General features: G+C 64.1%; 23 protein-coding genes, 3 tRNA genes and 2 pseudogenes. 19 read left to right on the top strand and 9 right to left on the bottom strand.

Annotated features, from left to right (window positions below):
- From ACL02S_RS17525 to ACL02S_RS17480, 10 genes and pseudogenes are all read left to right on the top strand, one after another.
- A pseudogene (locus ACL02S_RS17525) lies at positions 1 to 544 on the top strand (DNA (cytosine-5-)-methyltransferase); the annotation flags it as partial.
- On the top strand, positions 541 to 954 hold the full coding sequence (locus ACL02S_RS17520; protein WP_412803502.1) for a very short patch repair endonuclease: 414 nt from the start codon (positions 541 to 543) through the stop codon (positions 952 to 954). The pseudogene ACL02S_RS17525 and the gene ACL02S_RS17520, both read left to right, overlap by 4 nt.
- Before the next feature lie 249 nt (positions 955 to 1,203).
- Positions 1,204 to 1,902 (top strand): DUF998 domain-containing protein, encoded by a 699-nt coding sequence (locus ACL02S_RS17515; protein ID WP_412803501.1) that lies wholly within the window; start codon positions 1,204 to 1,206, stop codon positions 1,900 to 1,902.
- A gap of 67 nt (positions 1,903 to 1,969) precedes the next feature.
- A complete protein-coding gene (locus tag ACL02S_RS17510; protein WP_412803500.1) occupies positions 1,970 to 2,695 on the top strand; it encodes a maleylpyruvate isomerase family mycothiol-dependent enzyme in 726 nt (241 codons plus the stop codon).
- 94 nt (positions 2,696 to 2,789) lie between these two features.
- Positions 2,790 to 4,154, top strand: a complete 1,365-nt coding sequence (locus tag ACL02S_RS17505; protein WP_412803499.1) for a GlnX family signal transduction membrane protein — start codon at positions 2,790 to 2,792, stop codon at positions 4,152 to 4,154.
- Positions 4,155 to 4,171: 17 nt separating this feature from the next.
- The gene (locus ACL02S_RS17500; protein WP_412803514.1) at positions 4,172 to 5,158 is read left to right on the top strand and encodes a glutamate ABC transporter substrate-binding protein; all 987 of its coding nucleotides are present in this window, start codon (positions 4,172 to 4,174) and stop codon (positions 5,156 to 5,158) included.
- A gap of 24 nt (positions 5,159 to 5,182) precedes the next feature.
- Positions 5,183 to 7,525, top strand: a complete 2,343-nt coding sequence (locus tag ACL02S_RS17495) for a serine/threonine-protein kinase (RefSeq protein ID WP_412803498.1) — start codon at positions 5,183 to 5,185, stop codon at positions 7,523 to 7,525.
- A 218-nt stretch (positions 7,526 to 7,743) separates the two neighbouring features.
- Positions 7,744 to 8,574, top strand: a complete 831-nt coding sequence (locus tag ACL02S_RS17490) for a metallophosphoesterase (RefSeq protein ID WP_412803497.1) — start codon at positions 7,744 to 7,746, stop codon at positions 8,572 to 8,574.
- Positions 8,574 to 8,690 carry a gas vesicle protein GvpK gene (gene gvpK / locus ACL02S_RS17485; RefSeq protein ID WP_412803496.1) on the top strand — a complete coding sequence of 39 codons (117 nt, stop codon included), beginning with the start codon at positions 8,574 to 8,576 and terminating at the stop codon, positions 8,688 to 8,690. The genes ACL02S_RS17490 and gvpK overlap by 1 nt, the downstream gene beginning before the upstream one ends.
- A gap of 78 nt (positions 8,691 to 8,768) precedes the next feature.
- On the top strand, positions 8,769 to 9,722 hold the full coding sequence (locus tag ACL02S_RS17480; protein WP_412803495.1) for a YihY/virulence factor BrkB family protein: 954 nt from the start codon (positions 8,769 to 8,771) through the stop codon (positions 9,720 to 9,722).
- A gap of 481 nt (positions 9,723 to 10,203) precedes the next feature.
- On the opposite strand, the gene ACL02S_RS17475 is transcribed toward ACL02S_RS17480, so the two are convergent.
- From ACL02S_RS17475 to ACL02S_RS17465, 3 genes are all read right to left on the bottom strand, one after another.
- Positions 10,204 to 10,276: transfer RNA gene (locus ACL02S_RS17475), tRNA-Arg, on the bottom strand.
- Positions 10,277 to 10,310: 34 nt separating this feature from the next.
- A tRNA-Ser gene (locus ACL02S_RS17470) sits at positions 10,311 to 10,400 on the bottom strand.
- A gap of 88 nt (positions 10,401 to 10,488) precedes the next feature.
- Positions 10,489 to 11,193, bottom strand: a complete 705-nt coding sequence (locus tag ACL02S_RS17465; RefSeq protein ID WP_412803494.1) for a dienelactone hydrolase family protein — start codon at positions 11,191 to 11,193, stop codon at positions 10,489 to 10,491.
- A 118-nt stretch (positions 11,194 to 11,311) separates the two neighbouring features.
- Here ACL02S_RS17465 and hisC point away from each other — a divergent pair, with 118 nt between their 5' ends.
- Positions 11,312 to 12,385 (top strand): histidinol-phosphate transaminase, encoded by a 1,074-nt coding sequence (gene hisC, locus ACL02S_RS17460; RefSeq protein ID WP_412803493.1) that lies wholly within the window; start codon positions 11,312 to 11,314, stop codon positions 12,383 to 12,385.
- Here the strand turns inward: hisC and ACL02S_RS17455 are convergent.
- From ACL02S_RS17455 to ACL02S_RS17440, 4 genes and pseudogenes are all read right to left on the bottom strand, one after another.
- Positions 12,382 to 13,455, bottom strand: a complete 1,074-nt coding sequence (locus ACL02S_RS17455) for an alpha/beta hydrolase (RefSeq protein WP_412803492.1) — start codon at positions 13,453 to 13,455, stop codon at positions 12,382 to 12,384. The genes hisC and ACL02S_RS17455 overlap by 4 nt on opposite strands.
- Positions 13,456 to 13,539: 84 nt before the next feature.
- Positions 13,540 to 13,644, bottom strand: a pseudogene (locus ACL02S_RS17450) (HoxN/HupN/NixA family nickel/cobalt transporter); the annotation flags it as partial.
- Between the two features lie 94 nt (positions 13,645 to 13,738).
- Positions 13,739 to 13,823, bottom strand: a tRNA-Ser gene (locus ACL02S_RS17445).
- Between the two features lie 24 nt (positions 13,824 to 13,847).
- Entirely contained in the window at positions 13,848 to 14,348 is a 501-nt protein-coding gene (locus tag ACL02S_RS17440) for a MarR family winged helix-turn-helix transcriptional regulator (protein ID WP_412803491.1), read from the bottom strand.
- A gap of 170 nt (positions 14,349 to 14,518) precedes the next feature.
- Between ACL02S_RS17440 and ACL02S_RS17435 the strand changes: the two genes are divergently transcribed.
- Entirely contained in the window at positions 14,519 to 15,523 is a 1,005-nt protein-coding gene (locus ACL02S_RS17435) for an NAD(P)H-quinone oxidoreductase (protein WP_412803490.1), read from the top strand.
- Between the two features lie 53 nt (positions 15,524 to 15,576).
- On the opposite strand, the gene ACL02S_RS17430 is transcribed toward ACL02S_RS17435, so the two are convergent.
- Positions 15,577 to 16,779, bottom strand: a complete 1,203-nt coding sequence (locus ACL02S_RS17430) for a cysteine desulfurase-like protein (protein ID WP_412803489.1) — start codon at positions 16,777 to 16,779, stop codon at positions 15,577 to 15,579.
- A 288-nt stretch (positions 16,780 to 17,067) separates the two neighbouring features.
- Between ACL02S_RS17430 and ACL02S_RS17425 the strand changes: the two genes are divergently transcribed.
- The 7 genes from ACL02S_RS17425 (at position 17,068) to ACL02S_RS17395 (ending at position 23,976) form a co-directional block, all read left to right on the top strand.
- Positions 17,068 to 17,688 (top strand): bacterial proteasome activator family protein, encoded by a 621-nt coding sequence (locus ACL02S_RS17425; RefSeq protein ID WP_412803488.1) that lies wholly within the window; start codon positions 17,068 to 17,070, stop codon positions 17,686 to 17,688.
- Between the two features lie 294 nt (positions 17,689 to 17,982).
- Positions 17,983 to 18,816: a galactan export ABC transporter permease subunit Wzm/RfbD gene (wzm, locus tag ACL02S_RS17420; protein ID WP_412803513.1), complete on the top strand. Its 834-nt coding sequence runs from the start codon at positions 17,983 to 17,985 to the stop codon at positions 18,814 to 18,816.
- A 154-nt stretch (positions 18,817 to 18,970) separates the two neighbouring features.
- Complete coding sequence (locus ACL02S_RS17415; protein WP_412803487.1) at positions 18,971 to 19,402, top strand: DUF6944 family repetitive protein; 432 nt, start codon at positions 18,971 to 18,973, stop codon at positions 19,400 to 19,402.
- 296 nt (positions 19,403 to 19,698) lie between these two features.
- Positions 19,699 to 20,538 carry a galactan export ABC transporter ATP-binding subunit Wzt/RfbE gene (gene wzt / locus ACL02S_RS17410; protein WP_412803486.1) on the top strand — a complete coding sequence of 280 codons (840 nt, stop codon included), beginning with the start codon at positions 19,699 to 19,701 and terminating at the stop codon, positions 20,536 to 20,538.
- Positions 20,531 to 21,562, top strand: coding sequence for a galactofuranosyltransferase GlfT1 (gene glfT1, locus ACL02S_RS17405; RefSeq protein WP_412803485.1), 1,032 nt, complete (start codon positions 20,531 to 20,533; stop codon positions 21,560 to 21,562). Before wzt ends, glfT1 begins: the two co-directional genes overlap by 8 nt.
- Positions 21,563 to 21,905: 343 nt before the next feature.
- Positions 21,906 to 22,955 (top strand): ribosome small subunit-dependent GTPase A, encoded by a 1,050-nt coding sequence (gene rsgA / locus ACL02S_RS17400; protein WP_412803484.1) that lies wholly within the window; start codon positions 21,906 to 21,908, stop codon positions 22,953 to 22,955.
- Positions 22,956 to 23,124: 169 nt separating this feature from the next.
- The gene (locus ACL02S_RS17395) at positions 23,125 to 23,976 is read left to right on the top strand and encodes an SDR family oxidoreductase (protein WP_412803483.1); all 852 of its coding nucleotides are present in this window, start codon (positions 23,125 to 23,127) and stop codon (positions 23,974 to 23,976) included.
- Positions 23,977 to 24,042: 66 nt separating this feature from the next.
- Here ACL02S_RS17395 and ACL02S_RS17390 read toward each other — a convergent pair whose 3' ends face one another.
- Positions 24,043 to 25,944 carry a glycosyltransferase gene (locus ACL02S_RS17390; RefSeq protein WP_412803482.1) on the bottom strand — a complete coding sequence of 634 codons (1,902 nt, stop codon included), beginning with the start codon at positions 25,942 to 25,944 and terminating at the stop codon, positions 24,043 to 24,045.
- Positions 25,945 to 25,999: the final 55 nt, after the last annotated feature.

Raw genomic sequence — 25,999 nt, 5'->3', positions numbered from 1 at the left:
CGGCTGGGCGGTGAACGCGGTACCGACGCTGAAGGGTGGCTCAGCGCTCGGCATCGCCAGCCCACCCGCGGTACGACTACCGTCCGGTGAGCTCGTCACCCCTGGTATCACCGATGCCGAACGTCTGCAGGGGTTCGACGCGGACTGGAGCGCGCCCGCACTGCAGACACCCGGTGTGCGCAACGGTCATCGCTGGAAACTGGTCGGCAATGCGGTGAGCGTGCGCATGGCGGCCTGGGTCGGTGCCAGGCTGGCCGCACCACTCGAACCGATCCATGACGATCAGCCGCTGGCACCGGGCGCACCGTGGCCGGTCGCCGCGTGGGGACACGCCGGGTCGGCCTACCGGGTGCCCATGTCCACCTGGCCGGTACACGAGCCGTACGAGGATCTGACCCACTTCCTCAGCGAAGCGCAGCTGCTCTCCGCCCGTGCCACGGCCGGGTTCCTGCGCCGGACCACCATGGGAAGCCTGCGTTTTCCACCCGGCTTCCTCGCCGATGTGGAAAGCCATCTCGACCGGATGGGTGGCTGGGCGGCATGACACCGCGGCCGGACACCGATGCGGCCACCAGTGCGCGGATGGCGCGTCAGCGCCGCAGCGGAACCGGTCCGGAACTCGCGCTGCGCCGCGAGCTGCATCGCCGCGGCCTGCGCTATTTCATCGATCGCGCACCGATCCGCGGGCAGCGTCGCCGCGCGGATCTCGTGTTCCCGCGCCGCCGGGTCGCGGTCTACGTAGACGGCTGTTTCTGGCACCGTTGCCCACAGCACGCAACCGACCCGAAGCGCAATGCCGAATGGTGGGCCGCCAAACTGGCCGGAAATGTGGCCAGAGATCGTGCCACCGATGCGGCACTGAATGCGGCAGGGTGGCAGGTGGTCCGCATCTGGGAGCACGAAGACCCCGTCAGCGCGGCCGACCGCGTCCAAACGGCACTCGCCGCGCGTTAACGGTGCCGAATCCGGACCACCGAGCGCGGCGCATGTGCGGCCAGATAACCGGACAGCACCATCATCATGATGACTGCTATTCCGGCTATAGCCGTCGCGAAGTCGAACATATGAACCTCCTCCGATTACGACTGCCATTCAGCGTGCCCGGCGAAGCTGACAAAACCCTGTGCCCCGGATGGCAATGCTTTGTGTGACCACAGTGCTATCCGATAAGGAACTGATATACCAAAGCAGCACAATAATGGTGTGACGGGTAGCCCGGAACTCGCCGACCAGCGCGGAAAACTATCTTCTTCGGTGCTCGCGGCGACAGTCGCGGTCGCAGGGCTGTGCTATTCGTCCTGGGTGCTTCAGTTCGTGCTGAAAATCGATCTGGACCCGGTCGACTCCTTCCTCAGCGAACTGGACGCCGAGGACAAGCCATACCGACAGGTATTCGCGACCGCGGACATCATCACAGGCATATCGTTGATATCGGCGGCGACCGTGAGTCTGCTACTGTTCCCGCGCCGCAGGCTCACTACGACCGGATGGGTGGCGTTGTGCTGTTTCGGTGCGGCGACCATCGCGGACGTACTCCTACCGCTGCGTGATTGCGCCCCCGGCGCGAATCGGTGCGGCGAGGCCGGCGGTTTGTTCCCGCAACTGCATCAACCACACGCGCTGACCAGCACCCTGGCGATCACCGCGATCGCCACCGCCGCATTCGCCTTCAGCCTGGCCGCGTTCCGGTATCGGCACTGGCGAGTTCTGCGCGGGTTCGGTCTGGTCGCGCTGATAGCCGGGTCGACGGCGACCGTATGGTTGCTGGTCGCCGACAATCTCCCCGGCGATTACGCCCTCGGCATCGCCCAGCGCATCCAGGTAGGAGCGATATCTTTGTGGTTGCTCGCGCTGGCCGCCTCGGTACACCGAGAACGCCACGAATGGGCCGAGCCGAACTGAAAGCCAGCACCGACCGGACCGGATTCGAATGGCCGGGTCCGAGGTCCGATTCACTAGGGTCTGGATCATGACCACCGCCGCCTCCCAGATCTCCGGGCAACTCGACACCGTCGCCACGGCGACTGCTCGTCTGTTCGACACCATCCGCGGTCTCGATGAGGGCGCCGTCGCGGAACCCTCCTTGCTGCCCGGCTGGACCCGCGGCCATGTCCTCGCCCACTTGGCCCGCAATGCGGACAGTATGGTGAATTTGCTGCTGTGGGCGCATACCGGCGTCGAAATACCGCAGTACGCCAGCGCTTTTCTGCGCGATCACGATATCGAGGCCGGGGCGGCACGCCCGCTCGCCGAACAGCTCATCGACAATAAGGCCGCCGCGACCCGCCTGCTCGGGCTCGCCAGGTCACTATCGGAGCACACCTGGCAGGCCCAGGTCCGCACCCGCCAGGGCCGCCCGATCCCCGCCGCCGAAGCGCTCTGGATGCGCCTGCAGGAGGTGGAAATCCACCATGTGGACCTGAACGCGGGCTACCAGCCTGCCGATTGGCCCACACCCTTCCTCGCCCGCATTCTTCACCAAGTCACCACCGATATGAACCACCGCACCGCCGATACCGCCTTCGCGCCGTGCGCCATCATGGCCACCGATACCGGCTTCACCGCCACCATCGGCACCGCCCCCGCCACACACACCATCACCGGCTCCGCGGCAGACCTCGCCGCGTGGTTGCTCGGCCGTAGCAGCGGGTCCGGTTTGGCAGGCGATCTGCCTGCCCTGCCTGCGTGGAAATAAGCCCTGCCGGAGATATCCGGACCGGCCCATCCATAAAAAGTCCGATCGAATTGTCGAAGAATCCACCGATCAGGTTCAAACTGAAAAAGTGGACATGGCCAGCTTCGAACGGCCGACAGCCGCAGCCGAACCCGGCGGTATGGACCATCGCGGTGGTCTGAGCGCCGGGGTGGTGCGCGAGCGGGCTGATATGAACAGTTTGCGGGCGTTTGCCAGGTCCTCGCCGGGTCGGTTGGTCGCCATCGGCGTGCTGTTGATCAGTTTGTGCTTGCTCGCGGGTTCGATGACCACAGCGATGATCGGAGATCGGCAGCGGCGTTTGGATGTGCTGTTGTACGACACCGAACCGGATGCGCATTCCGCGCATCGGTTGTATGTGTCCTTATCGATCGCGGACGCGGCGGCGAGTACGGCGTTCATCGCCGGGGGGATAGAACCGCCCGCGGTGCGTAATCGCTACAGCCAGGCCCTCGGGGAAGCCGCCGCGGAATTGATGCACCAGCCTCATGCCGGATCTAGACCGAAGATGGAAGTCAATCGGGATGGACAGCTGCAGATCGGGATCGCGACCGGTCTTCCGGTGTACTCGGGGTTGGTTGAGACCGCGCGAACACACAACCGCAGTGGACATTCGGTCGGCGCGGCGTATCTGAGCGAAGCGTCCAACCAGATGCAGACCACGCTGCTGCCGATGGCCGCGCGACTGCAAGAGCGGCGCCAAGCGGCGGAACAAGACGCGTACCGCACGCATGCGCGTCCGCCCTGGCTCTTACTCGGCCTGCTTGTCCTCACGCTAGGGGCGCTGGGGTGGGCGCAATGGGATCTGGCACGGCGCTGGCGACGGGTGTTCAACCCTGGATTGTTACTGGCCTCGGCGGCGATACTGCTGCTGCTGATCTGGACGGTGACCGCGGGATCGGTGTCGACGGCAGCCATGGTCACCGCACGCGACTGCGGCATGCTGCCCTCGGCCTTGCTCGCCGAAAGCCGCAGCCTGGCTCAGCAGGCCCGCACCAGAGAGATATTGCCGCTGGCCCGCCGTGACTCAACCGATGATTACCGCAGCACGTACCTCGCCGACACGCAACGATTGGCCGACCTGCTCGACAGCTATCCGCAGTCCGCTCCCGCCGCGAACGAAGTCGAGGTCGCTCGCAGCGCATTGGCCCGATGGCAAGCAGCACACCACCGTATGACCGACGCCCTGGATCGGGGCGATGCCGCCGGCGCGGCTACCGTCGCCACCAGCCGCGACCCCGGGGACTCCGCCGTCCAGGTACAAACACTCGACTACGCGCTCGAACAAGGTATAGACCGCACCCGCTATGCCCTGCGTAATGACATCTCCCGAGCAGAACACGCCTTGGACTTCCTCCCCTTCACAGCCATGGTGCTCGGCATTCTGGCAGCAGGCTGCGTCGGACTCGGCCTGTGGCCCAGGCTCAGGGAGTACCAATGAAACCCATACCCGCCGTCATGCCCGGCAGCCCGCTCACCATCGTTCCGATGGTCCTCATGGCGTTGACGTTGGCGTTGGCCAGTGGTTGTAGCACCACCCCGGCCAACCAGCCCTCCGCGATACCCGACTACACCGCCCCTCCGCTGCCGGCCAACGCCGTCCTGATCCCCCCGGATGCGCCGATTCTTGCTCCGGACACCACGTCATGCGGTGATCCGACCGCCAGTCTGCGTCCCAGCGAGGCGGGCACCGCGGCACGCGGACCGACACTCGATGCGATTCGGGCACGCGGTAGGCTACTGGTGGGCTTGGACACCGGCAGTAATCTGTTCAGCTTCCGCGACCCGGTCACCGGTGTCATCAGCGGTTTCGACGCCGATATCGCCCGCGAAATAGCCCATGACCTGCTCGGTGACCCGAACCTGATCGAGTTCCGCACCCTCGGCTCCACCGATCGGACAATCGCCCTGCAAGAACACACCGTCGACGTGGTCGCCAAAACCATGACCATCACCTGTCAACGCCGCGAGAAGATCGACTTCTCCACCGTCTACCTGTACGCCAATCAGCACGTGCTCACAGTCCGCGATTCCGGTATCCATAGCGTGGCCGATCTGGCCGGTAAACGTGTCTGCGCCGTAGCGGGCACCGTCTCACTCGAATACCTCCGCCTAGCCCAACCCGCCGCAGCCATCCTCACCGTACCTACCTGGGACGATTGCCTGGTCGTCCTGCAACAACGCCAGGTCGACGCGGTCGGCACCGAAGAACCTCTGCTCGCGGGTCTCGCCGCCCAAGACCCCTATACCGAGCTGGTCGGCGACAGCATCAGCAAGGAGTTCTACGGTATCGGCATCCCCAAAGGCGAAGACGATCTGGTCCGCTTCGTCAACGGCACCCTCGAGCGCATCCGCGATGACGGCACCTGGACCCGGCTCTACCAGCAGTACCTCACCGAACTAGGCCCCACCCCCACCCCGCCGAGCCCCACGTATCGGGATTGACGGGCACTTCAGGATCGACGAACGATGACCATACGGCCCACCCCGAAACCCGAACCGGAGGATCTTCCTGCGGCACCAGCCGCACAAGGAGACTCCGCCGCCGAACTCAGGGCAAGCCCGAACATCGAAACCGCACATGCCGAGCCGGAAAAAGTCCCGGAAGCCACGGCGGCGAGCCCACCAAGGGCACGACACGCAGAATCGAGACCGAGGTCGACATCGCTATCGCGTGTCTCAGGCAATCGCATACCTTCCACACGAACCCATCCGACAGTACGGATCGGCGCCGGTCTGGTGCGGATTCCAGAGGTGACGCCCGCCGATCCGTACGAAGCCGTGCTCGCGGACCCCGAGGTATCGGAAAGCAAACGATTCTGCTGGCATTGTGGTAAGCCGGTCGGACGGGCTACGAAAACCAGCCCCGCGATCACGGAAGGCACCTGCACGAGCTGCGAATCGCCCTTCGATTTCCGGCCCACACTGCACCCAGGTGAGATAGTGGCGGGGCAGTACGAGATCCAGGGGTGTATCGCCCACGGCGGGCTCGGCTGGATCTACCTGGCGATCGACCACAACGTCAGTGGTCGCTGGGTGGTATTGAAGGGCCTGCTGCACATCGGTGACGCGGAAGCACAGGCCATGGCCATAGCCGAGCGGCAATTCCTCGCCGAAGTGACACATCCCAGGATCGTCAAGATCTACAACTTCGTCGAGCACCCCAGCCCCGAGGGCACACCCATCGGCTATATCGTCATGGAATATGTAGGCGGCCGGTCGCTGCACGATATCCTCGGCTCCTACGAATCCGGGCAACGCATGCCGGTCACCGAGGCGATCGCCTATGTCCTGGAGATCATGCCCGCGCTGGACTACCTGCACTCGGCCGGACTCGCGTACAACGATCTCAAACCGGACAACATCATGGTCACCGAGCATGGCGTCGAACTGATCGACCTCGGCGCCGTCAGCACCATGGGAGAGTACGAAAGTATCTACTGCACCAGAGGTTTCCAAGCACCGGAGATCGCGCGCACCGGACCAACCATAGCCTCGGACATCTACACCGTCGGCCGCACCCTGGCCGTGCTCACCCTGGATATGCCCACGGAGTACGGGCACTATCGCGACGGCCTCCCCGACCCGATCGACGAACCGGTGCTGGCTCGCTGTGAGTGCTTCCACTATCTCCTGCTCCGCGCGACCCACCCGGACCCCCGACGCCGCTTTCCCTCCGCCAAAGCGATGTCCGAGCAGCTGCTCGGGACGCTACGGGAATTCCTCGCCCTGGAAACCGGCACCGAGCACCCGCAATTGTCCACCGTATTCACCCCACCGCGCGCAAGCTTCGGCACCGAAGAGCTGATCGACCAAGTCGACGCCTATGTCGACGGCCATCCCAGCAGCAGGCTCAGTACCCTCGATGTGGTCGCGGGACTGCCGATGCCGCTGCCGGACCCAGCCGAATCGGTCACGCCTCTCCTCACCGCCGCGCTGCTCTCCGAACCCGCGGAAGCGCTGGAAACACTGCAGCACACCCGGGACCGGATCAAGTCCGATCCCGGTGCCGCCACCCGCACTCTGGATTTGGAACTCAATCTCGCCGAAGCGCAGGTACGGATCGATCTGCGCGAGTCGGATACCGTCTTGAACCTGCTCACGCATTTACCCGAACAGGATTGGCGAGTCAGCTGGTATCGCGGCCTGGCCGAATTGCTGGACCGCGAGTACGAGCACGCTTTCGCGGACTTCAAGGAAGTCTCCCAGATGTTCCCCGGCGAGATCGCCCCCAAGCTCGCGGTCGCCGCCACCGTCGAACTCATCGAGCAGCAACGGGATTCGGCCGACGCCGAACAATGGCACATCTACGCCGAGAAGGCCTATCAAACCATCTGGTGCACCGATCACACCGTGGTGAGCGCAGCCTTCGGACTGGCAAGGCAGCTGGCAGGCAACAATGCGGTCGACGAAGCAGTGCAGGTGCTCGACAGCGTGCCCGCGACCTCACGGCACCACATCAGCGCACGGATGACCGCCGTCCTGCTCCTGCTGACCGCCGCGCCGACAGCCGAACTCGACGAACCCACCCTGCACATCGCGGCGGCACGAGTGCAGAGCCTACCGCCCATCGAAGGGCGCGTGATCCAGATGCGAGTGCTGGTTCTCGGCACGGCATTGGCCTGGCTGCAAGCGGGCAACACACCCAAACGCCCCGACGCGGCCCTGTTCGGTTCGCCCTTCACCGAACGCGATCTCAGAGCAGGAACCGAAATGGCCCTGCGTTTCCTGGCCCGGAGCGCACCCGACCGCAAGCACCGCTACGCGCTGATCGACCTGGCCAACGCGATCCGCGCCAAGACCTGGTTCTGATGCCGCTCTCGACGCTGCCCAGGACAGCACAGCCGCGATACCCGTGACTATCTGGCATATCCTGGCGTGCACATCGTTACCGTGCCAGGTGCTGTAGGTGAAGGGCTGAGCAGAGTGCATCTTCTTGTCGAAGGCGTCGCCGGGTCGAAAGCATTCGGTCCGCTCACCATGGCCGGTGCTACCGATTACGCGAGCATCCGCACGGAACCGAGCGTGCGGTGAGGATCTTCTACACCGCGGACCTCCATATCGGGCATCGCATGGTCGCCGAAAGCCGCGGATTTCCGGATGCCGCCGCGCATGACGCCGAACTCGCACGACTCTGGGACCAGGAAGTGGACATCGACGATCAGGTGTGGGTGCTCGGTGACATCTCGGTCGGCGGCACCAAGAACGAGACGACCGCCCTGCGTTGGCTAGCGCACCGCAGTGGTCGCAAACATCTGGTGTGCGGCAATCACGATGGCTGCCATCCGATGCGTTCGAAGGCCGCACGGTGGCAACGCGTCTACCTCGAGGTGTTCGACAGCGTCCAGCAGACCGCGGTGCACAAGATCACCGGACACCGAGTCCTGCTGTCACACTTCCCTTTCCGTGGTGATCCCGAGGGCGATCACACACCGGTGAACAGATTCGAGGAATGGCGGCATCCCGATGGCGGGCAATGGCTGCTGCACGGACACACCCACTCCCGCGAAAGCCAGCGGGGCAGGCAACTGCACATCGGGCTCGATGCGCACAACCTGTCGGTGGTACCCCAGCAATGGGTCATCGACCGCATCACGACCGGGTCGTATTCCGCTCCCCCGATGCACCAGGAGCAGCTGAGTGCGCAGCAGCTGCAACAGCTACGGGATGCGACGCTGCATTACCACACGGTCGGTGAGTATCCGGCGGACCTGCCGGAACCGATACGACGCTTCACCGAAGAACCGGACGGCGGCCTACTCGGCCTGATCGACCTCGCGATCACCCAAGCCCGCAAACTCGACAATGCCGTCGCGGGCAACCTCACCGACACCCGGATCGAACCCTCGACACCGCTCTGATGACGCTCGAACACCGTATGGACGAACTACGCGACCACTTCGGGCTCACCCCCGAAGACCACAACATCGACCTCGGACTGCTCGACCCGCTGCTGCCACATGACCAGCCCGAATGACGATTCCGGCGACCTCGACATGCCGAATCCCACAGCTACGTATACCAAGGCGCCGATAAGTGAGCGGGAGGTTCGCTGATGGCTGAAGACGAAGCGAAACAAAGAGACACACGGCAAAAAGGGATCGGCGACTCGTTGGCATCGCGATGGCGGCCATGGTGGGGTGTGTTGCGGCGCACCGTGCGTGAGTTCCGGGAAGACAACCTCATCGACTGGGCCGCGGCGTTGACCTACTACAGCGTGATCTCGCTGTTCCCCGGCGCCATCATAGTTTCGGTGCTACTCGGATCGGCCAGTCCCGCAGCCATCCGATCACTGACAGACACTATCGGCGAGGTCGATGACCGCGGCAATTCGGTGGTGGTCCAACTGCTCGAGCGATTACAGCAATCGCAATTGCCTGCGGGACCGCTGGCAGGCATCGGAATCATCACGGCGCTGTGGACGGCTTCGGCCTATATCGGTGCATTTGTGCGTGCCGCCAACGCGATCTACGAGACCGAAGAAGGCCGACCACTCTGGAAGACAGTGCCGCTACGTCTCGTGCTGACTATAACGATCATGGTCTTGGTGGCGCTCTGCGCGGTCGGAATACTGGTCAGCGGCCGGGTTGCCGCGACACTGGAGCAATGGCTCGGCTTGGGATCCGTGGCGTTCACCGTATGGGCCATCGCGAAGTGGCCCGCAATGGCAGTGCTGGCAAGTATCGCGTTCGCACTGTTGTATTGGGCAGCGCCGAATGCCCGCCAGCCCGGATTCCGGTGGCTGAGTCCTGGCAGCGTACTCGCGGTCTTCCTGTGGATCACAGCATCTGCCGGATTCGTCTTCTACACAACATACTTCGGCTCCTATAACACCCTGTACGGGCCTTTGGCCGGGGTGATCGTATTCCTGATATGGCTGTGGCTGACCAACGTCGCGATCCTGCTCGGCGCGGAATTCAATGCCGAAATCGCCCGCGGCCACAACATCGAACAGGGCGAGTCCACCGACGCCGAACCGATCCTGCCCCCTCGTGACGAGCCGAACTGAGACAGCAAGCCTCATATGCCCTCACATCAGTGGCGCGGGGCCATTGGGCAAGCTACGCCGTAATCACACGGCCGCCCATGCACAGTGTCGATGTCGACCATCTCGTCTTCTTCGTGTGGCCGCCCTGGGAAAGCAGTCGGATCGACGGCCCCTCGACGATCGACCCCTGCACTTTCCAGCCCACGCCTGACGTTCCTTTCCGCAGGGCACGCTGCCCGCAACACGACGGACAATAGCTCCGACAGGTTCGCCGGTCGGAACCTACCTATCGGACTCGGATGCGACTTTCAGGTCTGCAAGTTCGCCGCAGAGCGAGATCAGGAAGTTCGTACAGGTGACGTTGCATACGGCCGATCGGTCCAACACAGGATGGTGCGATGACAGCGGCAGAGAATCCGGACACAGGCCGGCGATCGTGACCGAGTAACCGGTGAAACCGGAAAGGTCCCCTGGCAGTGCCGCCAGAGGACCTTTCCACTTGTGCGCCCGAAGGGATTCGAACCCCTAACCTTCTGATCCGTAGTCAGATGCTCTATCCGTTGAGCTACGGGCGCAGGTGTTATTCAGTTGTACCCGGTTTCCCGGGTGTGGCGGAGGCGAGAGGATTTGAACCTCCGGTCCCCGTGAAGGGACAACTCATTAGCAGTGAGTCCCATTCGGCCGCTCTGGCACGCCTCCTGGAGCCTTCTCTTCGAGGGCACCGGTCCTTTCGAACCGCCGAGCAGAAAGGTTACATGAGCTATGGGCAAGATGACAAAACCACTGGTCAACGCAGGTTGCTATCGAACCAATCGAAGATTCTGGTCTGCGAATCGATCAGATCTACATCGTCGGCCTCCGTGGTGTCGGCGCGGTAGCGCAAGCCGGGGTAGGTGATGACCAGACTGGCGACTGCCGCGCGAGCGGTCGCGTCACGGAGCTTGTCGACATCGGCGGGTGGGGTGGCCGGATCGTCCGCGCCGAACAGGCCGAGCCACGGCGCCTGGAGGTCGGGGGCGGCGCGGACCAGGGCATCGGCCTGGTCGGTGAGTGGCTCGGTGATACCCGGTGCCGCGACGCTCACCGCGGCACCGATCGAGCGGTTGGTCGCGACCAGGAACGCCGCGGTGCCCGCGGAGTCGAAACCGAGCACACCGATGGTGTCGGGAAACACCCCGCGGCCGGTGAGCCAGTTGAAGCACGCGTCGAAGTCCTCGAACAGTTCATTACCGAATACCGCGCCGCCGAGTTCGGCGTCGATCCGGTGGCAGAGATCGGGCGCTACTACCGTCCAGCCCTCCCCGGCCAGCGCGTTCATCAATTCCCTTAAGGCACCGGTGAGTTCATGGGACTCGTGCAACACCACGATCCCGCCCCTGGCATTGCCCTCCGGCTCCACCACGACGATGGGTACTTGCCCACCAGTAGCCAGCCGTTCTTCTCCCAGGTCGCCTGCCCGCAACGGAGCCATTTCGGCGTAGGTGCCCGACATAGAACCAGCCTAGGTCCAGTTGCTGCTCTTCGGTAGAAATTGCACGTGAGAGCCGACAAACATGGTAATTTTCCGGTACACCGATCGGGCTTTCCACGGCGCCGATTAGGGTTGGAGTGTGACAGCGCAGATCCGGCCGGACCTAGAGGCGATCCCGGCATATACCCCTGGCCGCAGCCATCCCGACGCGGTCAAATTGGCCAGCAATGAAACGACCTTCGGTCCACTACCCGCTGCTGCCAAGGCCATCGCCGAAGCAGCCGAGCTGGCCAACCGCTACCCGGACAATCAGGTCGCGGAATTACGCGCAGCGCTGGCCGGATTCCTCGGGGTGGGATTCGACAATGTCGCGGTCGGATGCGGCAGTGTGGCGCTGTGCCAGGAATTGGTCCAGATCACCTGCTCGTCGGCAGCCGACGAAGTGCTGTTCGCCTGGCGGTCGTTCGAGGCGTATCCGATCGTGTCGAAGGTCGGCAATGCCACCGCGGTACCTGTACCGCTCACCGCCGATCTGGTACACGATCTGGACGCGCTGGCCGCCGCGATCACCGACCGGACCAAACTGATCTTCGTCTGTAACCCGAACAATCCGACCGGAACCGCTGTCGGTAAGACGGAGCTGGTTCGGTTCCTGGACCGGGTGCCATCGCATGTGTTGGTGGTACTGGACGAGGCCTATTACGAGTACGTGCGGCTGAGCGATCATCCGGACGGAGTCGAACTCGGCCGGACCCGGCCCAATGTGGTGGTGCTGCGTACCTTCTCCAAGGCCTATGGGCTGGCCGGCCTGCGGGTGGGTTATGCGGTGGGCGATCCAGCCGTGATCACGGCCCTGTTGAAGGTGCATATCCCATTCAGCGTGAATCGGCTCGCACAGGCGGCGGCGATCGCGTCGCTGGAAGCACGTCACGAACTACTCGATCGCACCGACCTGCTGATCGCCGAACGCGGTCGGGTGCGTGATGCGCTGGTGGCGACCGGATACCCGGTGCCGCCGAGTGAGGCGAATTTCGTCTGGCTCGCATTGGGCGCGCGCAGCATCGAGTTCGGTGAAGCCAGTGCGGCGGCCGGTGTGCTGGTGCGCCCGTACGGTACCGACGGTGTGCGCGTCACTGTCGGCGACCCGCACGAGAACGACCTGTTCCTCGACTTCGCCACCGATCGCGCTGTGTGCGCGCGTTTTCTCGACTAACGGATGCCGAGCGCACCCGCGATAGTCGGCCAGGATCGAACAAGCTCATCGGCCCAGTACGGCCAAGAATGCGTACCGGTGGGCCGGAAGTGCGTGGTGATCGGGATGTCGAGCGCACCGAACCGATCGGCGAGCCGCCGCGTACAAGCATTGGTCACCGCTTCCAGGGTGCCGCCGAATGTGACGGTCTTGACGAAGTCGATATCCGGATTCCACGGCACGTCGTACACACCGGGCAGGCCGCTACCGACCGACAGATAGATCGTCTTGCCGCGCAGTGCATCCGCATGCAGTGTGACGTCGTGGGCCAGCCAATCCGGATCGCCCCATTCGCCGAACATATTGGCTCCATCACCTCGGTAGGTGGCTACCACGGCACGGGCCTGCGACTGACCGATATCGGTGCCCATCGAGAAGCAACCGCTGTGCGCCGCGACAGCGGTATAGAGCCTCGGCTGCCGGAAAGCGAGCATCATCGCGGCCTCGGCACCCATCGAGACGCCCATGATCGCATTGCTGCCATTGCCGTCGAACTCCGTATCGATCAGCGGGGGCAGCTCCTTGGTCAGGAAGGTCTCCCACATGTATGTGCCGAGCACCGGATCCGGGTGCTGCCAATCGGTGTAGAAGCTGGCCGGACCACCGACGGTGAACACCACGTTGACGTCCTTGTCGGCGTAGAAGCCGACCGCGTGCCCGAGCTCGATCCAGTTGTTGCTGTCCAGGCTCGCACTACGACCGTCGAGCATGTAGACGGTAGGACGGGGACGGGACCGGTCGCGCGGCAGTAGTACCTGCACCTCGACCACCCGGCGCATCGCAGGCGAGGCGACGAACACCCGAAGCCACCGATCATCGATCGGTTCGATGCGATCGATCCGCGCGGCCGCGGGCTGCGCGCTGGTCGGCTCGGCCGGTACGGACTCACTCGCCGACCCGGTACTCGCAGGTGGCTGCGAGTCGGGGACCGCGATTACCTTGGGAGCGCCGAACACCAAAGCGCCGCACACGAGTAGGCCGCCGGCAAAAACACTGGAGACCCCACGCCACACCCCGCGTCGAGAGGACATGCGGACCATCCTGCCAGAGACCGTGCGTTCGGGTGGCCCGGTGGCGGTATCGAGAACTGCGCGTCGCGCTCACCGCGCGGAGCGGCTCGCATCGGTCGCGAGCGCTCGCACACCACCCGCGAGCAAGGCCACGAGCACGAACACCACGGTGGAGTGACCGAGCGCGAACCAGAAACCAACGGTCTGCGGTTACTTACCGACGTTGTCCACCAAAAGTTCTCGTACAGCATTACCGACCGTGGTGCAGGGCTCGAAACCCACCCCGCACCTACGAGCCGAACGGCGGAGACGGAGGGATTTGAACCCCCGGTCGCTCTCACGACGCTCGCTTTCAAGGCGAGTGCATTCGGCCGCTCTGCCACGTCTCCAGGCACCTGATCGTAGCGGACGCCTCAGCCGGGGTGCTGCCCTATTTCCTTATCGACCCGCTCGAAGGCCGTGCCGATCGCCTCTAGCTGGGACGGAGCGAGCAGGTCGATGAAGTGGCGGTGGACTGCTTCCACATGACCGGGGGCCGCGGCCTCCAACCGACGCATACCCTCGTCGGTGAGTTCGGCGAGCACACCGCGTCCGTCCTCCAGACAGGTATTGCGGCGCACCATCCGCTGGGCCTCCAGCCGCCGGATCTGATGGGTCAGTTTGCTTCGCGATGACAGCACGCCGTCGGCCAGCTCACTCATTCGCAGCGAGCGATCGGGGGCCTCGGAGAGCAGCACCAGAATTCGATACTCGGCGACGGTCAGATCGCTGTCGCGTTGCAGCTGACGGTTCAGCGCGGCCATCAAACGTTGGTGGCCGTCCATATACGCCCGCCAGGCGCGCTGCTGCGCAGCGGTGAGCCAGCGCGGTTCAGCTACCACACGACCACTGGGTTCGGGATACACGCTGGTCATTCTATGCGCGACGAGCTGCGGAAATGAGCGGATAACGCAGGTAGGCACCAGTCGTTCGGCGGTGCCGGGCGCCCGGCCACCACGTCTTCCGCCGCACCTCGACAGCGGATCGCGGAGAGGAGCAATCGTGGGTAGACAGTCGCCCCTCCTGGCGGAACAATTAGGACATTGTGCGTGCTATCCACCTGAACGGTTACGGCGGCCCCGAAGTGATGTCCTTGGCCGCGGCACAGGACGAGGAACCAGGGCCAGGTGAAGTGGTGATCACAGTCGCCGCGGCCGGTGTCAACCGCGCCGACCTGCTGCAGCGCCGCGGCCATTACCCACCCCCGCCAGGGGCGAGCCAGATCCTCGGCCTCGAATGTTCCGGCGTCGTCACCGCGCTCGGTGCGGGTGTACAGGACTGGGCAGTCGGCGACAGAGTGTGCGCGTTGTTGTCCGGTGGCGGTTATGCCGAACGTGTCGTTGTCCCCGCGACCCAGATGCTCCCGGTTCCCGACAGCCTCGATCTTGGTGCCGCGGCCGGGCTGCCCGAGGTAGCCGCCACGGTGTGGTCGAACCTCGTGATGACCGCGAACCTGCACGCGAACCAGTTGGTACTGATCCATGGCGGCGGCGGTGGCATCGGCACGCATGCCATCCAGGTCGCGAAAATGCTCGGGGCGCGCGTCGCGGTGACCGCGGGTTCGGCCGAGAAACTGGCGCGCTGCGCGGAGCTCGGAGCGAGCGTGCTGATCAACTATCGAAAAGAGGATTTCGTCGCCGCGGTGCGTGCTGAGGAATCAGGCGCGGGCGGACCTGGCGCCGACATCATTCTCGACAATATGGGCGCGGCTTATCTGGAACGGAATGTCGAAGCGCTTGCCGAGCACGGACAGCTGGTGGTGATCGGTATGCAGGGCGGGGTGAGCGCGGAGCTGAATCTGGCCACGCTATTACGCAAACGGGGGACCATTCATGCCACCACGGTGCGCACACGACAGGCGACCGGCGCGGGCAGCAAGGCCGAGATCATCGCTGAGCTGCGCAGACACCTATGGCCACTGATCGCCGACGGCACCGTGGTTCCGGTCATAGACACAGAGCTGCCGATCGAGGAGGCTGCCGAAGCGCATCGATTGCTGGATTCCGGCGAAGTGTTCGGCAAGGTGGTGCTGAGAATACGGGAACTCTGAGTACGGGTTGCTGTCACAGCGATCCCTGCCACTGCTGCCGCAGCCACCGCCGATCACTCCAACGCGAGCAGCGCCCTGCCGAGCTGATCGATCTCGAACTTCGTGGTGTAAGGCGCGAGACCGATGGTCACCGCCCCACCCTCGTCGTTGACACCGAGTGCGTCCAACAGCCTGCTGCCACCGTGAACCCCGCTCACCGTGCTGATCCGGTGATCGGCCAGTTTGGCCGCGACCTTCTCCGCCTGCATGCCTGCGAGTGTGAAGCTGACCGTGGGGATACGTGTGGAAGCGCGGCCGATCACGGTGAGGTCGGGAACCGCTTCCAGCACCTCCATCAGGTACTCGAACAACAGGTCGTGGTAGTCCTGCAACGACGTGATCGACATCTCCAGGCGCTCACGCCGAGTGCCGCGCGCTCGCTCATCGAGCCCGGCGAGGTAGTCGATCGAGGTGGTCAGTCCGGCGAGCATCGCGTATTGGTGCCCGCCCACCTCCAATCGTTCAGCGCCCTTGGCATAGGGATTCAAGGACATCGAAGGGATCCGGTCCAGGAACGCGGGATCGCGGAAGACCAGCGCGCCGATCTGCGGACCTCCCCACGCCGGTGCGCTCACCGCGACCACATCGGCGTTCAGCTCGTCGATATCGATCAGTGCGTACGGTGCGGCGCCGAACGCATCGGCTACGAGCAGACCGCCTACCTCGTGCACCCGGTCCGCGGCCACCCGGACCGCGGGGGCCGAACCGACAATCGGCGAAGCGGCGGTGAGCGCGACCAGCCGCGCTGTCGGACCGATCAGTTCCTCGAACTGCCAGGACGGCATCTCGCAGGTCTCGATCTCCACCTCGGCCCAGCGCACGTGCGCGCCATACCGGTTGGCGATGCGTAGCCACGGCGCGACATTGGCCTCGTCGTCCAGCCGGGACAGCACGATGCCGGTGCCGAGCCCGAGCCGGGAACTGAGCGATTCGGCAAGCCAGGCCAACAGCACCGAGCGGTCGGGACCGAGTACGACGCCCGCTGGATCACCACCGACCAGGTCCGCCACCGCTTCCCTGGCCGCCTCTAGAATCGCCGCGCTGCGCACAGCGGCACCGTGCCTGCCGACATGCGAGAAGGAAGACGTCCGGAATCCGGTCGATACGGCACGAGACACCGCATCCGGAACCAGCATGCCTGCCTGCGGATCGAGATGGATCCAGCCGTCGCCCAGGGACGGTATAAGGCCCCGAACCCTCGCGACGTCATATGTCATGTTGGCCACTCTAAGGGCAGCGGGCGAGCCTGTGTAACCGTGTCGCCCTCCACATCCTGAAAGCAGCACAGCAACCTGCGACTCAGCATGGCGACCGACTTTCGACAAATCTGAACCATACGACCTGAACAGGATAAAACGCCTGAGGCAAGATAGGAGGCTTACAAGGCAAGACGGAACGCCGAGGCAGACACTGCACCGGGAAGGACACCAACCGGAGCTGTCGCGACCTCGAGATGGACCGTGGGCGGCTTAGCGCGGCCGCAGCGTAAGCGACATGATGGGACCATGACGCACTCGGATGAGGCACCGGACCATATCGTCGTTGTCGGCCCGGATGGCAAGCCGTTGACCATCCCCGCGACAGCAGGCTCGGCGACCTCCCGCACCACACGGGTGGTCGCCGACGATGCAGTTGCCGATGACAACGAGAAGAGCGAATCCGACGAAAAGGACGACTCCGGCGAATCGCTCGCCGATATGGTCGAACACCCCGCGAAGGTCATGCGGATCGGCACCATGATCAAACAACTGTTGGAGGAAGTGCGCGCGGCGCCGCTCGACGAGGCCAGCCGCAACCGGCTCAAGCAGATCCACAAATCCTCGGTGCGTGAACTGGAACAAGGCCTCGCCCCGGAGCTTCGGGAAGAACTCGAACGACTGACCTTGCCCTTCACCGACGACACCGTCCCTTCCGACGCCGAGTTGCGGATCGCGCAGGCGCAACTGGTCGGCTGGCTGGAGGGCCTGTTCCACGGCATCCAGACCGCACTGTTCGCACAGCAGATGGCCGCCAGGGCCCAGCTCGAACAGATGCGTCAGGGTGCGCTGCCGCCCGCCGTCAACGGTGCCGAACCGCGCGGCAACTATCCGAGTCAGCTCACCGGTGGTTCCGGTCAGTACTTGTGAGAGCGGCGATGCGCGCAGGCCACGCAGGCGGCGGAATCCGCAAGAGTAGTCTCGTGCACCGTGCCTGCTTCTGCCGCTCGCCCCGACTCGGTACCCGACCCGAGTGCGGCGCGTCCCGAAGAGAGCTCAGTCGGTTGCGATGACCGAGCACATGATGACCGAGCACATTCGGATGACGACAACGCACCATCCATCCCGACCGAACACCCACCACGTTCCAGCGACGCCGAAGCGAAGGAGAAATCGGTGAGCACGGCCACGCCGGAGACCCCCGGCTCGCGCGCCGGAGCCACCCTGGCGAAAACAGTGTCGGACTCACAGACCTTCCGACGCGCGTTCCTCGACTTCACGAGTGGATTCGCGCAGCGTGAGCTGTGGCTATCGCTCGGCTGGCAGGACATCAAGCAGCGCTACCGTCGCTCGGTGCTCGGCCCGTTCTGGATCACCATCGCCACCGGCGTGCAGGCCGCCGCGATGGGAGTGCTGTACGCGACCTTGTTCGGCCAACCGCTACAGGAGTATCTGCCTTATGTGACGGTCGGGCTGATCATCTGGAACGTGATCAACGCGAGCATCCTCGAGGGCTCGGAAGTCTTCATCGCCAACGAAGGCCTGATCAAACAGCTTCCCTCCGCGCTGAGCGTGCACGTCTACCGGCTGGTATGGCGCCAGCTCTTGTTTTTCGCGCACAACATCGTGATCTACCTGGTAATGCTCGCCGCGTTCGGAGTCTGGCGCCATCTCGATGCGGCCAGCCTGCTGGCGATCCCGGCGATCGCGCTGATCTTCCTGAATTCCATGTGGGTGACCATCGTCTTCGGCATCTTCAGCACCCGCTACCGGGATATCGCGCCGATCCTCAGCAGCACCACGCTGATGTTGTTCGTGCTGACCCCGGTGATGTGGACGACCAAGACCCTGGAATCGCAGGTAGGGGCGGGCGATCGCGCCAAGCTCGCCGAACTCGTGCCGACATTCCACTACCTGGAAATCGTCCGGGCACCCCTGCTCGGCGAGCCGCAACAGCTGCGGCACTGGCTGATCGTCGGCGCGATCACCGTACTCGGCTGGGCTGTCGCCATCCTCGCCATGAAGCAATACCGGTCACGCGTGCCGTATTGGGTATAAGAAATCACCGATACCCCCTGATCAGGTGACCCAGTTCCGCTCGGGTGCGGCAGCTCATGGCTATCGCTCCGGCTGCCGACAGTGTTCGGTAGACTCCACTGACACACAGCAAAAGGGGGAAAAGGGTATGAGCAAGGCTCCATTGGAGGATCGGGTGACCAACCTGGAGGCGCTTGTTGCGTCACACGTTGGAGAATTGCATGAACTCGACAACTATGCCGCTGCCATAGACGAGCATTTCAAGGTCGTTTACGCCGATTTGCACGAAGTCAAGGCCGGACTCGGCAGAGTTGAGGTCGAGCAGTCGGAGTGCAGGAAGCTACTCGAATCACAAGGGGAAACACTCGAGTCACACGGGAAGCTACTCGAATCACAGGGGAAGACACTCGAGTCACACGGGAAGCTACTCGAATCACAGGGGAAGACACTCGAGACGCACGGGAAGCTACTCGAATCACAGGGGAAGACACTCGAGACGCACGGGAAGCTACTCGAATCACAGGGGAAGACACTCGAATCACAGGGGAAGACACTCGAGACGCACGGGAAGCTACTCGAAGCCATTCTTGCCAAGCTGGACCGGTAACCCAAGAGATGACAAAGACCGCCACGACGAGGGCGGTCTTTGCCATCTCTTGGCTCGGATTTGCCCGCGTTGAGCTCCTCGGCCCTTCCCGAAGGGACGGAGGGGGCCACGGAGCTGAAAGACGCTTCGGAAGCCACGAGGCGGCGGGGATGAGCACAGGGCCTCGAGCGACCGCGACTTCCCGGCACGTACCCTTGACCAGCCGGCACTACAGGGACGCTGGAGGGCTCGGAGGGATAGTGACGAGGACACGGCAAGGACCAGTCGAACTAACGTACTGGGTATAGGAGCACCCGATGAGTCGTGTGAGTATCGAAACCCAGCAGGCGTGGGTCGAGTTCCCGATTTTCGACGCCAAGTCGAGGTCGTTGAAGAAGGCGTTCCTCGGTAAGGCAGGCGGCGCGATCGGACGCAACCAGTCCGACGTCGTGGTGGTCGAGGCGTTGCGGGATATCACGCTCTCGCTGCGGGAAGGCGACCGGATCGGGCTGGTCGGGCACAACGGGGCGGGCAAGTCGACCCTGCTGCGCCTGCTCTCCGGCATCTACGAGCCTTCGCGAGGCAGCGCCCGCATCCGTGGACGGGTGGCTCCGGTATTCGATCTCGGCGTCGGTATGGACCCGGAGATCTCCGGCTACGAGAACATCATCATCCGCGGACTGTTCCTCGGACAGACCCGCAAGCAGATGCTGTCGAAGATCGATGAGATCGCCGACTTCACCGAGCTCGGCGAATACCTGTCCATGCCACTGCGCACCTATTCGACCGGTATGCGGGTCCGCCTCGCGATGGGTGTGGTGACCTCGATCGATCCGGAGATCCTGCTCCTCGACGAGGGTATCGGCGCGGTAGACGCGGAATTCATGAAGAAAGCCAGGCTTCGGCTGCAGTCACTGGTAGCGCGTTCGGGCATCCTGGTCTTCGCCAGTCATTCCAACGAATTCCTCGCGCAGCTGTGCGATACCGCGCTGTGGATCGATCATGGGCAGATTCGCTTGCAGGGTGGTATCGAAGAAGTAGTGCGAGCCTACGAGGGGCCGGAAGCGGGCAATCATGTCGCGACCGTGCTGCGCGAGATGCAGGCCGAACGGTCTGCGGGAACCGAACGAGAATTGAGCGGAATCACGCATGAGTGAGCCGACCGGGCACAGCGCCCCGATCGACGAAGAAGCGCGGGCACAGGCCGAGGGCGCGGCGAGCACCGACGCCGCACTTGTCGCTCCAGGCGCTGCCCCCGCCCAGAATTCCGCGACGACGCCGACCGCGGGTGCGCATGCCAAGGTCGTAGCCGTCGTCGTCACGCACAAACGCCGCGAACTACTGACCCAGTCACTGAAAGCAGTCACATCCCAGTCACGTCCGGTGGATCACCTGATCGTGATCGACAACGGCAACGAACCGGAGGTTTCCGAGCTGGTGCGCGACCAGCCGGTGGAGTCGACCTATCTCGGCTCGGCACATAACCTCGGTGGGGCAGGCGGGTTCGCGCTCGGCATACTGCACGCGCTGAGCATCGGTGCGGACTGGGTGTGGCTCGCCGACGATGACGGCAGGCCGGAAGGCCCCGAGGTGCTGTCCATCCTGTTGGACTGCGCGGACCGGTACGGGCTTGTCGAAGTGTCCCCCGTGGTCTGCGATATCGACGAACCCGACCGCCTCGCCTTCCCGCTGCGTCGCGGTGTGGTCTGGCGACGGCTGCGCTCGGAACTCGGCACCGAGGACTTCCTGCCCGGTATCGCCTCGTTGTTCAATGGCGCGCTGATCTCCGCTCGAGCAGTCGACATGATCGGCGTACCCGACCTGCGTCTGTTCGTGCGTGGCGACGAAGTAGAAGTGCATCGTCGGCTGGTCCGCTCCGGAATGCCGTTCGGCACCTGCCTGCAGACGGCGTACCTGCATCCCAACGGCGCGGCCGAGTTCAAGCCGATCCTCGGCGGCCGGATGCACACGCAGTATCCGGACGACCCGGTGAAGCGCTACTTCACCTACCGCAACCGCGGCTACCTGATGTCCCAGCCCGGTATGCGCAAACTGCTTCCGCAGGAATGGATCCGATTCTCCTGGTTCTTCCTCGTCACCCGGCGCGATCCGGCGGGGCTACGCGAATGGTTCCATCTCCGTTCGCTGGGGCGCAACGAACAATTCGGCAAACCCGACTGAAGCCCGCCGATTCCGCGATCGCCGTGTATCAGCGCTTCGACCTGTTGTCCGGGCATTGGCACGCATAGTTCGATGTCGGCGAATCCTCGAGAGCGGAATAGTTGACACGTACCCGATATGGCCCGGGTGCGGAGTGGAAATTCGGTTGTGCGGATCAACGACTGGATGCGAAGCTAGGGACCGCTGCGAAACAGACAAGGAGGTGCGGACCGTCATGAGCATCATTCGGGTTGCCGTGTCCAGGCACGCCCAGGTCAGGCGTGCCGTTACTGGAGACCTCAGCTCTTTCGCCACTCGCTGAACCCTGATCGGGTTCGGCGCCCGATAAAGGATTCCTTCCACCATGGTCGATCACGACCTTCTTGTCCCTTACGGCTGGACCGAAGCCGTTTCCGCCCATTACACCTCGATGATCGAGGAAGACTGCGTACCGGCCCGGGTGATCCGGATGGACCGCGGCGCATGCGATATAGCCACCCCGAACGGACTAGCCCGCGGCCGCTGTCCCCGAGCGGATGCCGAGGTCAGCGGGCTGTGTACCGGCGACTGGGTGAGTGTAGACGCCGATTACGCAGTGCGGCAGCTACTTCCGCGACGATCGGCGATCATGCGATCCTCGGCCTCTGGGCGGTCGCAGGGCCAAGTGCTCGCGGCCAATGTCGACACTGTACTGATCTGCTCGGCTGCCGACACCCAGGTGAACCTCGGGCGGATCGAACGCATGCTCGCCTTGGTCTGGGAAAGCGCGGCGCAGCCGATCGTCTTGCTCACCAAAGCCGATGCGGCGGCCTATCTGCCGCTCGATGAGGTGCGCGCTATCGCACCCGGGGCAGCCGTGCTCGCGGTGAGCGCCGATACCGGCGCCGGACTCGATGTGCTCCACGCGATGCTCGACGGCACCGTCGCCCTGATCGGGCCGTCCGGCGCCGGGAAGTCGACTCTGGCCAACGCCCTGCTCGGGGCGGAGGTCTTCGCCACGAATACCGTCAGGAACGCGGATAAAAAGGGCAGACATACCACAGTGCACCGGGAGCTGCGGCCGCTGCCAGGCGGCGGCACGCTGATCGATACCCCCGGGCTGCGCGGGGTCGGGCTCTGGACGGCCACCACCGGCATCGATAAAACGTTCAGTGATATCGAATCCCTCGCCGAGCAGTGTCATTTCCGGGATTGCGGACATCGCGGCGAACCGGACTGCGCGGTGCGGGACGCGATCGACAACGGCGAGCTGACCCAGCGCAGGCTGGACAGCTACCACAAGCTGGAACGAGAGAACGAGTGGATCCTGGCCCGCACCGATAAACGGTTACAGGCCGAACGCGAGCGCTACTGGCGCGACATCACCAAACGGCAGCGCAAGCTGTACCGGGAGCGTGGTGATACGCGGCGCTGATGCCGACCTTCCCTGTGCCATGAATCGGTACTCGCCGATATCCACCATGTCGGCGAGTACCGAGTGCACCACTATGCAACTGCGTGCATAGTGACAGGCATTACGCTAAGAGGCGCACGTGCGCACAGTCACAGGTGATTGCCTGTGGCACAGATGAAGGAGCAGGCCAATGACGGAACCGGGAGCCAAGCCACTCGCAGGCCGGACGATGATCATGTCCGGTGGCAGCCGCGGCATCGGTTTGGAGATCGCCAAACGGGCCGCGGCCGACGGCGCCAACATCACCCTGATCGCCAAAACCGATCAGCCGCACCCCAAGCTTCCCGGCACCATCCACACCGCTGCCGCGGAACTGGAAGAGGCGGGCGGGCAGGTGCTGCCGTTCGTCGGCGATGTCCGCATCGATGAATCGGTGGCCGAGGCAGTACGCCAGACAGTCGAACGGTTCGGTGGCATCGATATCGTGGTGAACAATGCCTCGGCGATCGATCTGTCGCCTACCGAGGCGCTGTCGATGAAGAAGTACGACCTGATGCAGGACATCAACTGCCGAGGCAGCTTCCTGCTGTCCAAGACGAGCATCCCGTATCTGCGTGAATCGGCGAAAGCCGGGCGCAACCCACACATCCTGACCTTGTCGCCGCCACTGAACCTCGACCCGAAATGGGCGGGCACCGCATTGGGCTACACCATCGCCAAATACGGGATGTCACTGACCACACTGGGTCTGGCCGAGGAACTCGCCGGCGACGGGATCGGCGTCAATTCGCTGTGGCCGCGTACGACCATCGCGACTGCCGCGGTGCGGAATCTGCTCGGTGGCGAGCAGATGATCGCCACCTCACGCACTCCCGATATCTACGCCGATGCCGCCTATCTGGTGCTCACTTCTCCCGGTAAGGAGACCAGCGGCAACTTCTTCATCGATGACGAGGTCCTGGCTACCCACGGCATCACCGATCTGGACAAATACCGCGTGGTTCCGGGCGACGGCGAGCTCACCACCGATCTGTTCCTCTGAGCACACCATGGCATGAGCCGCACCCGCTCCTCGCGGATGCGGCTCATGTCACTGGGGTACGACAGGCTATTCGGAGCCGATACCGTACAGCCGCTCCCAGTTGGCGCGGCTGGTCAGTTCCGGCATAGCGGCGCGGTACTGCGCCTGCACGGCAGGAAGTTCACGGCGCAGCCTGCGCAGCACGCGCAGCGTGCGCCGCAGCAGTTGCCTGGCACGGGCCTTATCGCGCACCCGCACCCGCACACCGGATTGCGACGCGTCGGTGACCACAACATGGTCGAACAGCGAAACATGCCACCAGTGCGCGTCTTCCCTGGTAACCCCGACAATTCCGGGCTGGGTACGCCCGAACCACTGACCGATCGCGCGCTTGACCAGCACCAGCGTCGTACGGCTCGGTGTCCCACCGGCACGGCGTATCCGGATATCGGCCGAGCGGATCGGTGGCGTCGCGGCCGGATGCTTGATCGTCTCGGGATAATCACCCCGGCTGGTGCGCGCGGCAGCCAGTGCGGCGATACCGCCGTCCCGCAAAACCTTGGGCCCTTGCAGGAAGTCCTCGATGCCCTGCAAGGTGGTGTGCACCAGACCGTACTGCATCGCTACCAGATGCTCGGCCAGTTCCCGCCGTAGCTTGCGTGTGATCTCTTCGGCGTCCAGATCCGCGTGCAGCGAACCGACGATCAGCGAATTGCGCGTACTGAAGTAACGCGCCCAGTCGTCGTAGTCCTTCCAGTAGAAATCCGCGTGCCACACCGCGGCATTGGGCAGCGTGACGGTGACGAATCCGTGCTCCCGCGCCCTGATGCCGTACTCCACATCGTCCCACTGGAAGAAGATCGGGATCGGGAGGCCGATCTTCGCGACGACCTCGGCCGGGATCAAACAGGTCCACCAGGCGTTGTAGCCCGCGTCGACACGGCGCTCCTGGTTCTTTTTCAGCATGCTGGTGTTGGACAACGCCTTCGGCACCCGCTGCCCGTGACGTAGCTGGTGCAGATGCACATCTTCGGCCCCGACATTGAGGTACTCCGGGTTGAGCAGGAACAGCATCTGCGCGCCGACCAGGGTCGGCTCCACTGTGAGGTTGGCGAAGGCGTTGAGGCGTAGCACCGTCTCCGGCTCGCACAGGATGTCATCGTCCATCAGGATGACGTCGGCATGCTCGTTGACTGCGGACACCTCATAGAGCCCGCGGGTGAATCCACCGGCGCCACCAAGGTTCGGCTGGCGCAGATAGCGCAGCTTATCCCCGAAAACGGGTACTACCTCCTGGTAGCGCGGGCGAGCCTCGACCAGATCGGTGCCCTGGTCGACGATGTACACCGCGTCGATCGCCGCGAGGACCGTCGGGTCGGAGGAGAGCGCGGCGACCGTCTCCGCGCAGTCCGCGGCACGGTTGAAGGTGCAAATGGCGATGGCGACCGGCCGCACCTGCTGCGGCGCGGCGGCGCTCCAGGTCAGCTCGGTGATGGCGAGCGCGCCACCGATGGCATCGAATTCCAGCCACAGAGCGCCACCGTCGACGTACTGGTCGATAGGGGCGGTCAGGGTCACCGGTCCGCTGCTGTCGACCCGTACGGTGTCGATGATTCTGCGGTGCCCCGCGATATCGGAGGCGACCAGCCGGATATCCGCCTGTCCGGCGACATCGAGCACCATACCGACTCGCACTTCGGTCACCGTGGTCCAGCGCTGCCAGTAACTGGCGGCGAACCGGCCGAAGTAGGTGTTGGTGTGCGCCCTTGCCCCCTGATCCAGCCGCAGCATCAGCCGCTCCCGCTGCGCACCACCTTTGACAACAGCGTAGAGCTCGTCACTCACCTTGGCCGACGGCCCGGTGAAGATACCGCGCTGAAGTACCAGCCGATCGGGCGCGCGATGATCGGCGCGCAGCGCGGCAGGCGCGTCGATTGCCGTCGAGTGTTGATTATTTTCGGTAACGGCCTCGGTAGCCGACGGATCCATGAAATCCTCGAAGTTCTCATTGTGCCGGACGGGACGAACGGGCCCCTGGATGCCT

Origin of the sequence: Nocardia spongicola, assembly GCF_047200775.1 — a bacterium.
GTDB lineage: Bacteria > Actinomycetota > Actinomycetes > Mycobacteriales > Mycobacteriaceae > Nocardia.
Note: the sequence above shows the minus strand (reverse complement) of the source record. Positions and strands in the feature narration are given on the sequence as shown.

Bases quoted from the DNA above. Each gene is read 5' to 3' on its own strand.
- ACL02S_RS17520 (WP_412803502.1), top strand. From the start codon at position 541: ATGACACCGCGGCCGGACACCGATGCGGCCACCAGTGCGCGGATGGCG.
- ACL02S_RS17510 (WP_412803500.1), top strand. From the start codon at position 1,970: ATGACCACCGCCGCCTCCCAGATCTCCGGGCAACTCGACACCGTCGCC.
- ACL02S_RS17505 (WP_412803499.1), top strand. From the start codon at position 2,790: ATGGCCAGCTTCGAACGGCCGACAGCCGCAGCCGAACCCGGCGGTATG.
- ACL02S_RS17500 (WP_412803514.1), top strand. From the start codon at position 4,172: ATGCCCGGCAGCCCGCTCACCATCGTTCCGATGGTCCTCATGGCGTTG.
- ACL02S_RS17495 (WP_412803498.1), top strand. From the start codon at position 5,183: ATGACCATACGGCCCACCCCGAAACCCGAACCGGAGGATCTTCCTGCG.
- gvpK (WP_412803496.1), top strand. From the start codon at position 8,574: ATGACGCTCGAACACCGTATGGACGAACTACGCGACCACTTCGGGCTC.
- ACL02S_RS17480 (WP_412803495.1), top strand. From the start codon at position 8,769: ATGGCTGAAGACGAAGCGAAACAAAGAGACACACGGCAAAAAGGGATC.
- ACL02S_RS17465 (WP_412803494.1), bottom strand. From the start codon at position 11,193: ATGTCGGGCACCTACGCCGAAATGGCTCCGTTGCGGGCAGGCGACCTG.
- ACL02S_RS17455 (WP_412803492.1), bottom strand. From the start codon at position 13,455: ATGTCCTCTCGACGCGGGGTGTGGCGTGGGGTCTCCAGTGTTTTTGCC.
- ACL02S_RS17440 (WP_412803491.1), bottom strand. From the start codon at position 14,348: ATGACCAGCGTGTATCCCGAACCCAGTGGTCGTGTGGTAGCTGAACCG.
- ACL02S_RS17430 (WP_412803489.1), bottom strand. From the start codon at position 16,779: ATGACATATGACGTCGCGAGGGTTCGGGGCCTTATACCGTCCCTGGGC.
- ACL02S_RS17425 (WP_412803488.1), top strand. From the start codon at position 17,068: ATGACGCACTCGGATGAGGCACCGGACCATATCGTCGTTGTCGGCCCG.
- wzt (WP_412803486.1), top strand. From the start codon at position 19,699: ATGAGTCGTGTGAGTATCGAAACCCAGCAGGCGTGGGTCGAGTTCCCG.
- glfT1 (WP_412803485.1), top strand. From the start codon at position 20,531: ATGAGTGAGCCGACCGGGCACAGCGCCCCGATCGACGAAGAAGCGCGG.
- rsgA (WP_412803484.1), top strand. From the start codon at position 21,906: ATGGTCGATCACGACCTTCTTGTCCCTTACGGCTGGACCGAAGCCGTT.
- ACL02S_RS17395 (WP_412803483.1), top strand. From the start codon at position 23,125: ATGACGGAACCGGGAGCCAAGCCACTCGCAGGCCGGACGATGATCATG.
- ACL02S_RS17390 (WP_412803482.1), bottom strand. From the start codon at position 25,944: ATGGATCCGTCGGCTACCGAGGCCGTTACCGAAAATAATCAACACTCG.